Raw genomic sequence first — 13,495 nt, 5'->3', positions numbered from 1 at the left:
CTCCTCCTACGCCTACCACCACCGCGTCGGCTTGGCGCGGAAGTCGGCGGCCTTCTCGATGGCGCCGCCCAGGGAGAACAGGGTGCCCTCGTCCAGCGCCTTGCCGATCAGCTGCAGGCCAAGCGGCAGGCCCTTGGCGTCAACGCCCGCGGGAATGCTCATGCCGGGAAGCCCCGCCAGGTTCACCGTCACCGTGAATATGTCGTTCAGATACATGGCCACCGGATCGTCGGCGTTCTCGCCGAGCCCGAAGGCGGCCGACGGGGCGGTGGGCGTCAGCAGGGCGTCGACCTTCTGGAAGGCCTGGTCGAAGTCGTCGGCGATGCGGCGACGGACCTTGAGCGCCTTCAGGTAATAGGCGTCGTAATAGCCGGCCGAGAGCACATAGGTGCCGATCAGGATGCGGCGCTTCACCTCGGCCCCGAAGCCCGCGGCGCGGGTCTTCTCATAGGTCTCGGTGAGGTTGGCGCCGTCCTCCCGCAGCCCGAACCGCATGCCGTCATAGCGGGCCAGGTTCGAGGAGGCCTCGGCCGGCGCCACGATATAGTAGGCCGGCAGGGCGTACTTCGTGTGCGGCAGGGACACCTCGACGATCTCGCAGCCGGCCTCCTTCAGCCAGGCGATCCCCTGCTCCCACAGCTTCTCGATCTCGGCCGGCATGCCGTCGACCCGGTACTCCTTAGGAATGCCGATCCGCAGGCCCTTCACCGACTTGCCGACGAAGCTCGCGAAGTCCGGGACCTCGACGTCCAGGCTGGTGGAGTCCTTCACGTCGTGGCCCGACATGGACTTCAGCAGGATCGCCGCGTCCTCGACGGTCTTGGCGATCGGCCCGGCCTGGTCCAGGGACGAGGCGAAAGCCACCACGCCCCAGCGCGAGCAGCGGCCATAGGTCGGCTTGATGCCCACCGTGCCGGTGAATGAGGCCGGCTGGCGGATCGAGCCGCCGGTGTCGGTGGCCGTCGCGCCCAGGCAGAGCTCGGCCGCCACCGCCGCGGCCGACCCGCCCGACGAGCCGCCGGGCGTCAGCTTGGCGTTGCCGCCTTCCGCGCGCCAAGGATTGACCACCGGACCGAAGGCCGAGGTCTCGTTGGACGAGCCCATGGCGAACTCGTCCAGGTTCAGCTTGCCCAGCATCACCGCCCCGTCACGCCAGAGGTTGGCGGTGACGGTGGACTCATAGGTCGGGACGAAATTGCCAAGGATGTTCGACCCAGCGGTCGAGCGGACCCCTTCGGTGCAGAACAGGTCCTTGATCCCGAGCGGCGCGCCCTCCAGCACCCCGGCCTGGCCCTTGGCACGGCGGACGTCGGAGGCCTTGGCCATCTCGATGGCCTTCTCGGGGGTCTCGAGGATGAAGGCATTGAGCGGACGGGCGGCTTCCACCGCGGCCACGTGGGCGGCGGTGAGTTCCTCCGACGAGAACGACTTGTCGGCGAGGCCGGTCAGCGCGGCCTTCAAGGTGAGCGAGGTGAGCGAGGACATCTATTCCACCACCTTCGGCACGACGAAGAAGCCGTCGATGGTCTTGGGGGCGTTGGACAGCACCTTGGAGACGTCGCCGCCCTCGGTGACCACATCCTCGCGCATCGGCGCGGGCATGTGGACGGCCGAGGTCATCGGCTCGACGCCGTCGGTGTCGACCTCGGCGAGCTGCTCGATCCAGGTCATGATGCCGGTCAGCTCCTTGGCCAGAGCCTCCAGCTTTTCCTCGGGCTCGGCGATCCGCGCGAGCCTCGCGACCTTACGGACGGTCGCGGCGTCGATGGCCATGGGGCCCTCCTCAATCTCAGAGGCCTGCCCTAGCCGTGCGCGCCCGCCTTTGACAAGTGATCCCTCGCCTCAAGCCGCGGCGAGGCGGCCTTCCAGCTCGTCCAGGCTGGCCACGAACCACACGTGGCGGCCGCGGTTGGACTCGTAGACGAAGTCACGTAGCGGGCCGCTATGGGCCAGGCGGCGGGCGATATCGCCGACCACGGCCAGCCCGATCCCATAGTTGACGAACTTCTGGATCGCATCGCCGGCGATGCGGGTGGAGAGCACGAAGAAGTCCTCGCCCAGCCGTTCGACGGGGATCGCCGCCCAGGCGGCGCCGGCCCCCAGCACGTCGCCGATCAGGTCGACCGCGTCGCGGTCATCGCGCACGGGCGAGCCGTCGGTCCCGAAGACCAGCACGCGCGCGCCGGCCATCTCTCGTACGACGCCGCTCACGATGCGCCTCGCAGGAAGTCGCGGATGGCCTCGGCCTGGCCCGGCAGGAAGTGATGGCCATCCGGCAGGTAGCGAACCTCGGCCCGCGGCGCGTGCGTCGTCAACCGCCGCCGCGTACTCTCGGAGTCCAGCAGGACGTCCTTGCCGCCGACGATCGCCAGGACCGGCATGGTCAAGCGGGCCAGGGCGGCGTCGCTGAAGATCGGGATCTTGAGCTGACGCGGGCGCGTGCTGGTCCCGATCAGGGTGATGAAGGCCGCGAAGTCGCGCGCCGCCGGCGGGAGTTCGCCGAACGATGGACCGAACACCATCTCACGCAGCTTCTTGTGGCCCCACTTGCCGAGGAACAGCAGGGGCAGCGCTTTCAACAGCAGGTTCTTCTGCCCGCCCACCCCCGCCGGACACAGCAAGACCAGCTTCTCCACCCGCTCGGAGCGCCGCGTCGCATAGTCGAGGGCCAACCAGCCGCCGAGCGAAACGCCGACAATCGCGGCGCGCTCCACGTTCAAGGTCGCGAGCACCTCGTCCAGCCAAAGGACATAGGCGTCGGAGCCCAGCGCCGGGCGTTCCGGCGCGCTGAAGCCGGCGTCGCCGAGCACGTCGACCGCATAGACCCGGAAGTGCTTGGACCAGATCAGGCTGTCGAACATCCAGGTCGCGGCGTTGGCCTGGGCGCCGTGGAAGGCCAGTAGCGGCGGCGCGTCTCGAGGCCCGCAGGCCACAACGAAGGTCTCGCCCCGGGCGGTGGGGATCCGCAGCTCATCTTTCGGGACCGGCCAGGCGTCCAGCATGGCGCGATAGGCCGCCTCCACGTCGCGCTGGGCGGCGTCGGACTTGTAGATCGCGTTCACCGGTAGGCCTCGCCCCAGATGCCGATCAGCTTCAGCAGGTCGCGGGTGACATCGAGCCCGCCCACCACGATGAACTTCATGCGCTGGCGGTCGCGGTCGTACAGGGTCTCCGCCCGCATGAGCGGTTCGCCGCCGCCGCGGGTGTTCATCGTCCCCATCAGGGCGTTGGTCATCCGCATGGCCGCGTCCATGTCGACGCCGTCCATCTCCACGATGCTGGAGACCTCCACGTGGCGCGCCGCCGCGCTGGGAGCGGGCTGGCCGGTGAAGGCGTCCAGGTCGCCGCGGGTGATCCGGTACTGCTTGCCGATACGCACGGCGCTAAGCCGCCCCTCGCGGATGTAGCCACGGACGGTGCGCGCGTGCAGGCCCAGCCGTTCGGCGACCTGTTCGACGGAATAGAGTTCCTGCGACACGGCGTGAGTCCTCAAGAGAGTTACACAAACTTCCCTATCATACCTTATTTGTCGGTCAATATATACGTTTTCGTCGCTTCGCGAGAACCCTGCCTCCCGCTATGGAAGCCCATGGCTGTCGTCGACCTCACAGAACTCCCCGCCCTCCTCCCGCGCTACGGCGCGCTGGTTGGCCTCGACCTCGGCGAGAAGACCATCGGCGTGGCGGTCTCCGACCCGACCCGCACGGTGGCCAGCCCGCTGACCCTGATCCGCAAGACCAAGTTCACCGACGACGCCAAGGCCCTGTTCAAGGTCATGGACGGCCGCGAGGTCGCCGCGATCGTCATCGGCCTGCCGGTCAACATGGATGGGACCGAGGGCGTTCGCTGCCAGTCCAACCGCGCCTTCGCCCGCAACCTGCTGCGGCTGCGGCCGGAGCTCGTCATCGCCTTCTGGGACGAGCGGATGTCGACCATGGCCGTCAACCGGTTCCTGATCGACGAGGCCGACATCAACCGCGCCCGCCGCGCCGAGGTGGTCGACAAGATGGCGGCGGGCTGGATCCTGCAGGGCGCGCTGGAGCGCCTGATGAACATCAAACCCTAGAGACGAAGGCGCCGTGGAACGTAGCCGGCAGGGCCACGTCCGCGCGCCAGGTGCAGATCGGCCCCGCGGCCACCCGCCGGGCGTCGAACACGTGCAGCTCGGTGGCCTTGGCGGCGAAGTTGAGGCTGGTCCCCACCAGCCAGCCGTCGAACTCCGCAGATCCGCCGGGTCTGGGCACGAGGATCATCTCCTCGGCGATCTGGCCGCGGCCAAAGTCGTAGGTCTCGTTGCGGTCGCGTCGCCAGTCGCGGACGGTGAGCCCCTGGGCGAGCGGATGGGTGCTGGGCGTTCCGCCGGCATAGACGCTGAAGGCGCGGGGGCGGCCGGCGAAGCGCGGATCGGCGCGCGGGAACTCGGCGAGCAGGCCGGTGCGCTCCAGCCGGGCGCGGCCGTCGGGCGACAGGGTGATCAGGGCTAGGTCGACCCCGACATCGATGCGCGCGGCGTCGCCCTTCAGGATCGCCTCAGCTCCGCGGATCGCGAAGTCGGGCGTCGGCGAGGCGCAAATGTCCAGGGAAATGGTCCCGTCGGCGGTCTCCCAGGCGTCGCCCATGTGGAAGAAGGACAGCGCCTCCAACTCATAGATCCGCCGCTTCGACAGGTCGGCCTTGTCCAGCACCAGGATCTGGGTCCCGCGCTCAGGACGCCAGGCAAAGCCGGCGGCGAGCGGGGCGACCATCTTCTCGTGCACCCAGGGCTGCAGGACCAGCACCAGATGCCGCTCGGTGGCGGTGAAGTCGTGCACATAGCTCGCCCGCGGCAGGTCGATAGGCGTGGCCGCCTCCAGGGCGCCGTCGGCCGCCAGCCGCCAGACGATGGCCTTGGCGCGGAAGACGCCGAGGTTCCAGACCCGGCCGTCCGGCTCGACCCGCGGGTGGGCCAGGAAGGGCATGCCTTTCAGATCGGGGCGCAGGGTGTGGAAGCCCCGGCTGGCCAGGGTGTCCGGGTCCATGGCCATGGGCGAACCCGACTCCCACAGGGCCCATAGCTGCCCGCCCGCGGCCATGACCGAGGTGTTGGCGGCGTTGACGTCGTCGGGGCCGCTCACACTGGCGGCGGCGCCTGCAGGCGTACCGAATCCGGGCTGGATCATGGCCCCGGCCGCGGTCTCGATGCGCCGCTTGGGGGTGTCGGCGAAACGCGCGGCGAGGCTCGCCTTGCCGTCGGCGATCTGGAAGCGGCGGATCAGGCCGTCGCCGTCGAACCAGTGGGTCGCCGAGCCGCCGGGCCGGCGGAACTTGGCCGGTCCGTTGCGGTAGAGCACGCCCGAGAGGCCGGCCGGCGCGCGGCCGTGAACCAGGCGCAGGGCCTGCGGGGCGATGTCGGCCTCCACATCGGCCACGCCCAGGGTCCAGTCGCCGGAATTGGCGGCGGCGGCCAGGACAACCTCGGGGGTGAAGGCGAGCGCGCCGAAGCCGGCGGCGGCGGTCAGGAAGGAACGGCGATGCATGGCGGGTCTCCTGGGGCGCTTGAGTTCAGTCGATGGCGATGGTGTGGACAGCGGACTCGGCCCCGACCGCGAAGGCCGCTTCCGACCACTTGGCCGGCCCCATCATCCCCGTGGCGTTATTGGAGAAGGCGAAGGGCTCGGTGGGCATGCCGAAGGGGTTGGTCCCCATCTTCCCGTCGCCGTCCAGGTCGTGGAACGCCTTGACGCCATAGCGGCCGGGAACCAGGCCCCTGATCTCGGCCTGGACACGCGCTTCGGTAGCCGCAACCACCGTCACCCGCACCGGCTTGCCGCCCGACCCGTCGAAGGCGGCCTCGCTGTCGTAGACCGCGACCATGATCGCGCCTTTCGGCGCCTTGATCCCTTCGAAGGCGAGCGTCAGCGCGACCGGCGCGGTCTGAGCGGCGGCCGGATAGGGCTTGTAACAGGCGATCGCCGCGGCGGCGAAGGCGGTCAGGGTGAGTTGGGCAGGCGTCATGTCGGGCTTCCTCGAAATGCGATGCCCCCGACCTAGGCGGCCCCCCGCGAGCCTGCATCCTGTGTTGCGCCAGGCGCCGCGCGGGCTTCGCGGACGGACGGGCACGCCATTGGCGCTTCGCGAACCGCCGAGCTTTCGGATGACGCCTTGGCTTGCCCGGGAAAGCCGCCTAAGACGCGGCTTTAATGAGCGCCGCCCAAACTGGTCTGAACGAGGTCCTTGGTCGGACCTTCCCCTTCCCGAAACGGCATTTTCTGTCCGTGGTGGATCTGAACCCCGTGGAAGTCGCGGGGCTGCTGGATCTCGCCGACAGTTTCGTGACCCTGAACCGCCAGACCTCGAAGAAGCTCGACCTGCTGAAAGGTCGGACTCTGATGAACCTGTTCTTCGAGAACTCGACCCGGACCCAGAGCTCCTTCGAGCTGGCGGGCAAGCGGCTGGGCGCCGACGTGGTCAATATGAGCCCGCGCTCGTCCTCGATCTCCAAGGGCGAGACCCTGATCGACACCGCCGTCACCTTGAACGCCATGCAGCCCGACCTGCTGGTGGTCCGCCACGCCTCGTCCGGGGCCGCTTCGCTGCTCTCGCAGAAGGTCACCTGTTCAGTGATCAACGCCGGCGACGGCCAGCACGAGCACCCGACCCAAGCCCTGCTGGACGCGCTCTCCATGCGCCGCGCCTTCGGGCGCATCGCCGGCCTGCGGGTCGCCATCTGCGGCGACGTCCTGCACAGCCGCGTCGCCCGTTCCAATGTCGGCCTGCTGCAGATGATGGGCGCCGAAGTGCGTCTGGTGGGGCCCCCGACCCTGATGCCGGCCCAGGCCGACCGTTGGGGCGTCGCCGTTCACCACGACATGCGCACCGGCATCGCCGACTGCGACGTGGTCATGATGTTGCGCCTGCAGCTCGAGCGCATGGACGGTGTGCTGGCGCCGTCCCAACGCGAGTATTTCCGCTTCTACGGCCTGGACCGCGAGAAGCTGGCCTATGCCTCGCCCGGCGCGCGGGTCATGCATCCCGGGCCGATGAACCGCGGCGTCGAGATCGACTCCGACGTGGCCGACGACCTGGCCGTCTCGCTGATCCAGGACCAGGTTGAGATGGGCGTGGCCGCGCGCATGGCTGTCCTCGCCTCCTTGGCCGCGCGGCTGGACAACGACTGATGAGCCAGATCGCCTCCGTCTGCGTCTTCTGTGGGTCGAGCCCCGGCGGCGACCCGGCCTATCGCGTCGCCGCCGAGGCCCTGGGCCGCGCGATCGCCAATCGCGGCCACCGGCTGATTTATGGGGGCGCCAAGGTGGGTCTGATGGGCGCGCTGGCCGACGCGGCCCTGGACGCCGGCGGCGAGGTGGTGGGCGTCCTGCCCGCGGCCCTGGCCGACAAGGAGATCGCCCACAACGGCCTGTCGCGGCTGGAGATCGTCGCCTCCATGCACGAGCGCAAGGCGCGGATGGCCGAGCTGGCCGACGGTTTCATCGCCCTGCCCGGCGGAGTCGGCACGCTGGAAGAGATTTTCGAGATCTGGACCTGGGGCCAGCTCGGCTTCCACGCCAAGCCGGCGGGCTTCCTCAACGCGCTGGGCTACTTCAACGCCCTGCGCAACTTCGTCGACCACGCCGTGGGCGAGGCGTTCCTGCAGGCGCCGCATCGCGACATGATCATCTTCCGCGAGGACGCCGGCCAGATGCTGGACGCGCTCGACGCCTACGTCCCGCCGGTGGTCGAGAAATGGATCGGACGACCGGAACTATGACCCAACGCCCGACCGCCTTCGTCAACGCCCGCCTGGTCGATCCGGCCAGCGGTTGGGACGGCCCCGGCGCCCTGCTGGTCCGTGACGGCAAGATCGCCGACGTCGCCCACGGCGGCGACTTGGGGACCCTGTCGGCCGACATCGAGGTCATCGACGCGGGCGGCGCCATGCTGGCTCCAGGCCTCGTGGACCTGCGGGTCAAGACCGGCGAACCCGGCGCCGAGACCAAGGAGACGTTGAAGTCCGCCGCCCTCGCCGCCGCGGCCGGCGGCGTGACCTCCATCGTGCTGCAGCCCGACACAGATCCGGTGATCGACGAGGCCTCGGTGGTCGACTTCATCCTGCGCCGGACTCGCGACATCGAGCTGGTCCATGTCTATCCCGCCGGCGCCGCCACCAAGGGCTGCCGCGGCGAGCGGATGGCCGAGATCGGGCTGATGGCCGAGGCCGGCTGCGTCTATGTCACCGACGCCGACCGGCCCATCGTCGACTCCAAGGTGCTGCGCCGGGTCCTGGCCTACGCCAAGAGCTTCGACGTCCTGGTCGCCCACCGGCCCTCCGACCCGTGGCTGGCCAACGGCTCGGCGGCCACCGAGGGCGAGTTCGCCGGCCGCATGGGCCTGCCCAGCGTGCCGCCCATCGCCGAGAAGATCATGCTGGAGCGGGATCTGGCCCTGGTGGAGCTCACCGGCGCGCGCCTGCTGGTCGACCAGGTGACCACCGCCTGCGCCCTGGAAAGCCTGGCGCGGGGCAAGGCCAAGGGCCTGCCGGTCACCGCCACCACCTCGATCAACCACCTGTCGTTCAACGAGATCGACATCGGCGACTACCGGACCTTCCTGAAATTCGACCCGCCGGTGCGCGGCGAGGACGACCGCCAGGCGACCATCGATGCCCTGGCCAGCGGCCTGATCGACATCGTGGTCTCCGCCCACGCCCCGGCCCCGGCCGAGGACAAGCGCCTACCCTATGACGAGGCCGCCCCCGGAGCTGTGGGCCTGCAGACCCTATTGGCCGCCCTGCTGGCCTTCCACCACGAAGGCCGCATCCCGCTGATCGACCTGATGCGCACGGTCACCAGCCGCCCTGCCGACCTGCTGGGCCTCGCCGCGGGCCGCCTCGCCAAGGGCGCCCCCGCCGACCTGGTGCTCTGCGACCTCAACGCCCCCATCGTCGTCGACCTTGAGAAGCTGAAATCCAAGTCGCGCAACTCCCCCTTCGACGGGCGCAGGCTGCAGGGCGAGGTGAAGATGACCCTGGTCGACGGGCGGGTCGTCTACGCCCTGGCCGACCGCCAGTCGTCCTGAAGCTTGCGGATAGCCTCCGGGCAGTCGCCAAATCGCCGTAGCAGGTAGTCCAAAAGGCCCCGACGACGCGCCCGCGCCGTCCGGTCGCCAGCGGCGAACGCCCTGGCCGCGAAATTCTTCGCCGCGCGCAGGCGCTGCACGAGCGTGGCGTGTCGCTCGGTGAACAGCAGGCCGTTGCGCGTCCGGAAATAGGCTACGAGCGGCGAGTCGTCGCCTCCCGTCGATCCATAGCGGCTGTGGCGAAGCCTCGCGTCGGCCACGACAAGGCTCGGGTGTCCCGCTTTCGCGCCCCGAACGCACCAGTCGGCCTCATCGTTGTAGAGATAGAAGGCGTCGTCGAAGGGCCCGATCGCCTCGAACACGTCGGCGCTCGCGAACAGCGCCGCGCCGCAGACCATCGATGCCGCCAGCAACCCGTCGTCGACGGCCGTCATGGTCGGGGTCGGCGTCCAACGCGGCAGTCCGGTCGGCGGGTGCAGGCGGAAACCAGACTGGATCTCGACGCCGGTCTCGTCGCAAAGCACCCCGCCGAGGATCGCCGTGGGGGCCCGCTGCGCGCCCGCCAGGAACGCCGCCAGCGTCCCGGGCTCGACGCAGGCGTCATTGTTGAGCAGAAAGATCTGCCGGTAGCCGGCCCGCAGGGCGTAGGCGACGCCGAGATTGTTGCCGCCGGTCCAGCCGCCGTTGGTCGGCGACGGCAGACAGGTCACCTCGTCGCCCAGGTCCACGAAATGACTTATAGAGTCGTCGGTGGAGGCGTTGTCGACAATGAACAGGCGCCAGGATACGTCGCGGGTCGCGCGAAGGGCTGCCAGGCACGCCAGGGTGTCCCGCCACCCGTTCCAGTTGACCGTCACCACCGCGACGCAATCCTTGGGGGGCGATTGGACCGGGGAAGTTCCATCTCCACCTGGCCCCCTGGGAACGTCCGGCGGCGTGAAGCTTGGCCCACGGCGACGCTCGCCCCCTTCGCCGCGCGGCCACGTCATGCGCCGAGCTTCCTTCAGCAGCCCTTCCCGACGCACAACTATCTGCTCTCCTGATTGTTCAATCCAATATGGCGCCGATCAATTACGTCTCCAAAAAAACAACGCTGCATCGCCAACTATTTCACAAAAAATTCAAACGGTTCCCCTAATACACATTGTCGGCGGGAAGATTTTACATAGTTGCCGCCCGGTGAATCGGACGCAGGCAGCCGGATTTTGCCTGCACCTATTAGGAAGCCACTGCGTCATAATGTTCCCGAGGCAAGGATGAACGAAGACTTGGCGAAGTCTGCCCCCAACGCCTCGATCACGGTGCTGATACCCGCCTACAACGCTGCGGATTTCATAAATCGGGCCATCGAGTCGGCGCTCGCGCAGTCACCCTCCCCGTTGGAGGTTGTGATCGTCGACGACAAGTCCACCGATCGCACGGTGGAGGTCGTCTCGGCCATGGCCGCGACGGAGCCGCGGATCAGGCTCATCGAACTGCCGGCCAATCTCGGGGCTGCGGGAGCGCGCAACGCGGGGCTCGACAACGCCCGCGGCGATTGGATCGCCGTGCTGGACGCCGACGACGCCTACGCCGCCGGCCGCCTGTCGGCGTTGCTGGAGACCGCCTTGTCTTCGAACGCCGACCTCGTCGCCGACAATTACCACTACTACAACGCCATCACTCAGGAGATCGGCGGTTGCGCCCTGGCGACCGAGCCGGCGCAGGAAGTGGTCGACCGCTATCGCTACGTGGAGCGCTCTCACGGTTTCACCGACGAGAGCGACTGGGGCATGCTCAAACCGATGTTCCGTCGACGCTTCCTGGAAGATCATGGGCTGCGCTATCGACCCTATGCCCGGCATGGACAGGATTTCCTGTTCGTCCTGGACATCCTGCTGGCCGGCGGCCGGTATGTGCTGAACCGGACCCCTTACTACCTCTGGACCACCCGGGACTCAGGCATGAGCCGCACCCCGGTAAACTACGACAAGATGGCGCTTCAGAACGCCCAGCTGCTGGAGGACCACCGGATCCGTTCCGATCCGGCCATGCGCAGGCTGATCGAGATCCGGGTGCAGGCGGTCGAACGCCTGTCGGCCGAACGCAAGATGTCGGCGCTGATCGCCAAGCGGAACCTCGGCGGAGCGCTGTCCCTCGCCTTCTCCGACCGCTGGGCCGCTCGGGCTCTCTGGAAGCGTGTCGCGAAGCGGACGGCTCTGCCCGTCCGCTGACCGCCAGCGCCGCAGGCGGCCGCCTCCTTCTACGAGAACAATTGACGAACACGCATGGGCGGCGCCAAGCTCGGCCTCGGAGGTGACGGGTGACGCGATGCCCGGCCTCGGCTACCAAAGCGCCAAAGAGGGGGAACGCCGATGCCTGAGTCACTCAGTCCCGCGCTGCTCGCGGTCGCCATGGTGGGCGGCTATCTGCTGGGCTCGATCCCCTTCGGCCTGATCGCCGCCAAGCTGGGCGGCCAAGGGGACATTCGCAACATCGGTTCGGGCAATATCGGGGCGACCAATGTCCTGCGCACCGGCCGCAAGGACCTGGCGGCGCTTACCCTGCTGGGCGATGGCGGCAAGGGCGCGGTGGCCGTGCTGCTTGCCTGGCTGGCCACCCGCGACAAGGGCGTGGACGCCCAGGCCGTGCTGACGGCGCTGGCCGGCGGCGCGGCCTTCTTGGGCCACTGCTTCCCTGTCTGGCTGAAGTTCAAGGGCGGCAAGGGCGTGGCGACCTTCTTCGGCGTCCTGCTGGCCGCGGCCTGGCCGGTGGGGCTGGCGGCGGGCGCCACCTGGATCGCCATGGCCTTCCTGTTCCGGATGTCCTCGCTGGCGGCCCTGACCGCCGCCGCCCTGGCGCCGCTCTATGTGGTCTTCGTCTTCGACCGCCCCTACCCGATCGCGGCCATGGCGCTGTTCATGGCGGTGCTGATCTACGTCCGCCACAAGGACAACATCTCCCGCCTCCTGAAGGGCCAGGAGCCCAAGATCGGCGGCAAGAAGGGCAAAGAGGCGGCGTGATCCGGGCGCTGACGCAGGCCGGACGCCGCGACTGGCTGCGCCTGGCGCGCACCGAGAACGTCGGGCCTGTCACCTTCCAGCAGCTCATCGGCCGCTATGGCGAGGCGTCGCTGGCGCTCGCCGCCCTGCCCGACCTCGCCCGGCGCGGGGGTCGAGTATCGCCCCTCGACATCCCCGCCGTGTCCGAGATCGAGGCCGAACTGGAGGCCGGAGCCGCCCTGGGCGCGCGGCTGATCGCCGCGTGCGAGGCCGATTTCCCGGCGCCCCTCGCGGCCCTCGATCCCCCGCCGCCGGTGATCTGGGCGCGCGGCGAGCCCCGGCTGCTGTCGCGGCCCGCGGTGGCGATCGTCGGCGCGCGGGTGGCCTCGGCCGGCGGCCAGAGGTTCGCCCGCGGCCTCGCCGCCGATCTCGGGGCGGCGGGGTTGGTGGTGATCTCCGGCATGGCCCGCGGCGTCGACGGCGCGGCGCACGAAGGGTCACTCGCCACCGGAACCGTCGCCGTCTTGGGCGGCGGGGTGGATGACGTCTATCCCCGCGAGCACCGCGACCTCTACGAGCGCATCGTCGAGCAGGGCTGCGTGGTCTCGGAGAGCGCGCCCGGCCGCACCGCCACGGCCAAGGACTTCCCGCGGCGCAACCGGCTGATCTCCGGCCTCAGCCAGGCCGTGGTCGTGGTGGAGGCCGAACTGCGCTCCGGCTCGCTGATCACCGCCCGCCTGGCCGCCGAGCAGGGCCGAGAGGTCCTGGCGGTGCCCGGCTCACCGCTGGATCCGCGCGCCAGGGGGACGAACGACCTGATCCGGCAAGGCGCGGCCCTGTGCGAAGGCGCCGACGACGTGCTGCGCGCCCTGGAAGGATTCGGCGGCTTCCGCGCTCCGGATCGCGCCTTCGAACCGGCGCGTCCGACGACGCCCGACGCGGAGGTGGCGGCCATACGCGAGCGGGTCGCGGCCCTGTTGTCGCCGACCCCGGTGTCGCGGGACGAACTGATCCGCGCCGCGGGGGCGCCAGCGGCCATCGTGCTCGCCGCCCTGGTCGAGCTCGCCCTGGCCGGCCGCGCGGAGCTGACCGCCGGGGGATTGGTCTCGAGCCTTTAGTGTTCCGAGGTCTGGTCTCGCGTCTTGTCCGGCGTGCGGTCGGGAGCCTGGTCCGGCGGACCGGCGGCGGCGCGGGCTGCATCCAGGGCGGCCATCATCAGGGTGGAGGCGAGAGCGCGATAACCCTTCAGGGCCGCCAGTTCGGCGAGTTGGTTTAGAACCTCTTCAATAAAGGTCGCGGAGGCCTGCGGCGAGGCGTTGCGGTTCCACGGTTCCATTGTTCTGAAAAACGTCGGTATCAGATTCTCGTTGCAATTGCGCGCGAAAGTTGTTCGCCAACCTGTAATTGCGCAGCTTGATGATCACGCGACCCCCGTTGACAGGGCATAGGCGCCTCGCCCA

16 protein-coding genes are annotated in these 13,495 nt (G+C 69.2%); 7 read left to right on the top strand and 9 right to left on the bottom strand.

Translation table 11 applies throughout. The annotated features are described in order from the left end of the window. Positions 1-12: 12 nt before the first annotated feature. The 5 genes from gatA to V6M51_RS00515 all read right to left on the bottom strand — a co-directional run bounded on the left by gatA (position 13) and on the right by V6M51_RS00515 (position 3,478). Positions 13-1,485 carry an Asp-tRNA(Asn)/Glu-tRNA(Gln) amidotransferase subunit GatA gene (gene gatA / locus V6M51_RS00535; RefSeq protein WP_332763699.1) on the bottom strand — a complete coding sequence of 491 codons (1,473 nt, stop codon included), beginning with the start codon at positions 1,483-1,485 and terminating at the stop codon, positions 13-15. After that, on the bottom strand, positions 1,486-1,773 hold the full coding sequence (gene gatC / locus V6M51_RS00530; protein WP_254836943.1) for an Asp-tRNA(Asn)/Glu-tRNA(Gln) amidotransferase subunit GatC: 288 nt from the start codon (positions 1,771-1,773) through the stop codon (positions 1,486-1,488). It abuts the gene before it with no gap. A 69-nt stretch (positions 1,774-1,842) separates the two neighbouring features. Further along, the gene (locus V6M51_RS00525; RefSeq protein WP_332763697.1) at positions 1,843-2,211 is read right to left on the bottom strand and encodes a DUF4180 domain-containing protein; all 369 of its coding nucleotides are present in this window, start codon (positions 2,209-2,211) and stop codon (positions 1,843-1,845) included. Then, entirely contained in the window at positions 2,208-3,062 is an 855-nt protein-coding gene (locus V6M51_RS00520) for an alpha/beta fold hydrolase (RefSeq protein ID WP_332763696.1), read from the bottom strand. The genes V6M51_RS00525 and V6M51_RS00520 overlap by 4 nt, the downstream gene beginning before the upstream one ends. Beyond that, complete coding sequence (locus V6M51_RS00515) at positions 3,059-3,478, bottom strand: helix-turn-helix domain-containing protein (RefSeq protein ID WP_332763695.1); 420 nt, start codon at positions 3,476-3,478, stop codon at positions 3,059-3,061. Before V6M51_RS00515 ends, V6M51_RS00520 begins: the two co-directional genes overlap by 4 nt. Positions 3,479-3,589: 111 nt before the next feature. On the opposite strand from V6M51_RS00515, the gene ruvX reads away from it, so the two are divergent. Next, positions 3,590-4,066, top strand: a complete 477-nt coding sequence (ruvX, locus tag V6M51_RS00510; protein WP_332763693.1) for a Holliday junction resolvase RuvX — start codon at positions 3,590-3,592, stop codon at positions 4,064-4,066. Here ruvX and V6M51_RS00505 read toward each other — a convergent pair. Then, positions 4,056-5,516 carry a carotenoid oxygenase family protein gene (locus tag V6M51_RS00505; RefSeq protein ID WP_332763692.1) on the bottom strand — a complete coding sequence of 487 codons (1,461 nt, stop codon included), beginning with the start codon at positions 5,514-5,516 and terminating at the stop codon, positions 4,056-4,058. The two genes, ruvX and V6M51_RS00505, sit on opposite strands and share 11 nt — an antisense overlap. A 25-nt stretch (positions 5,517-5,541) precedes the next feature. Then, positions 5,542-5,994, bottom strand: coding sequence for a DUF2141 domain-containing protein (locus V6M51_RS00500; RefSeq protein WP_332763690.1), 453 nt, complete (start codon positions 5,992-5,994; stop codon positions 5,542-5,544). A 185-nt stretch (positions 5,995-6,179) separates the two neighbouring features. On the opposite strand from V6M51_RS00500, the gene V6M51_RS00495 reads away from it, so the two are divergent. From V6M51_RS00495 to pyrC, 3 genes are read left to right on the top strand one after another with little or no spacing between them, the layout of a single operon-like run. Further along, positions 6,180-7,157, top strand: a complete 978-nt coding sequence (locus V6M51_RS00495; RefSeq protein ID WP_332763689.1) for an aspartate carbamoyltransferase catalytic subunit — start codon at positions 6,180-6,182, stop codon at positions 7,155-7,157. Continuing rightward, positions 7,157-7,747, top strand: coding sequence for a TIGR00730 family Rossman fold protein (locus V6M51_RS00490; RefSeq protein WP_332763688.1), 591 nt, complete (start codon positions 7,157-7,159; stop codon positions 7,745-7,747). Before V6M51_RS00495 ends, V6M51_RS00490 begins: the two co-directional genes overlap by 1 nt. Further along, entirely contained in the window at positions 7,744-9,054 is a 1,311-nt protein-coding gene (gene pyrC, locus V6M51_RS00485) for a dihydroorotase (protein ID WP_332763686.1), read from the top strand. The genes V6M51_RS00490 and pyrC overlap by 4 nt, the downstream gene beginning before the upstream one ends. On the opposite strand, the gene V6M51_RS00480 is transcribed toward pyrC, so the two are convergent. After that, a complete protein-coding gene (locus V6M51_RS00480; protein WP_332763684.1) occupies positions 9,024-9,914 on the bottom strand; it encodes a glycosyltransferase family 2 protein in 891 nt (296 codons plus the stop codon). The two genes, pyrC and V6M51_RS00480, sit on opposite strands and share 31 nt — an antisense overlap. A 408-nt stretch (positions 9,915-10,322) precedes the next feature. On the opposite strand from V6M51_RS00480, the gene V6M51_RS00475 reads away from it, so the two are divergent. The 3 genes from V6M51_RS00475 to dprA all read left to right on the top strand — a co-directional run bounded on the left by V6M51_RS00475 (position 10,323) and on the right by dprA (position 13,153). Then, positions 10,323-11,267: a glycosyltransferase family 2 protein gene (locus tag V6M51_RS00475; protein ID WP_332763683.1), complete on the top strand. Its 945-nt coding sequence runs from the start codon at positions 10,323-10,325 to the stop codon at positions 11,265-11,267. A gap of 141 nt (positions 11,268-11,408) precedes the next feature. Next, positions 11,409-12,056 carry a glycerol-3-phosphate 1-O-acyltransferase PlsY gene (gene plsY, locus V6M51_RS00470; protein ID WP_332763682.1) on the top strand — a complete coding sequence of 216 codons (648 nt, stop codon included), beginning with the start codon at positions 11,409-11,411 and terminating at the stop codon, positions 12,054-12,056. Next, positions 12,053-13,153, top strand: a complete 1,101-nt coding sequence (gene dprA / locus V6M51_RS00465; protein ID WP_332763681.1) for a DNA-processing protein DprA — start codon at positions 12,053-12,055, stop codon at positions 13,151-13,153. The genes plsY and dprA overlap by 4 nt, the downstream gene beginning before the upstream one ends. Here the strand turns inward: dprA and V6M51_RS00460 are convergent. Next, on the bottom strand, positions 13,150-13,371 hold the full coding sequence (locus V6M51_RS00460; protein WP_332763679.1) for a hypothetical protein: 222 nt from the start codon (positions 13,369-13,371) through the stop codon (positions 13,150-13,152). The genes dprA and V6M51_RS00460 overlap by 4 nt on opposite strands. Positions 13,372-13,495 lie beyond the last annotated feature (124 nt).

Origin of the sequence: Phenylobacterium sp. (assembly GCF_036677185.1) — a bacterium.
Taxonomy (GTDB): Bacteria; Pseudomonadota; Alphaproteobacteria; order Caulobacterales; family Caulobacteraceae; genus Phenylobacterium.
Note: the sequence above shows the minus strand (reverse complement) of the source record. Positions and strands in the feature narration are given on the sequence as shown.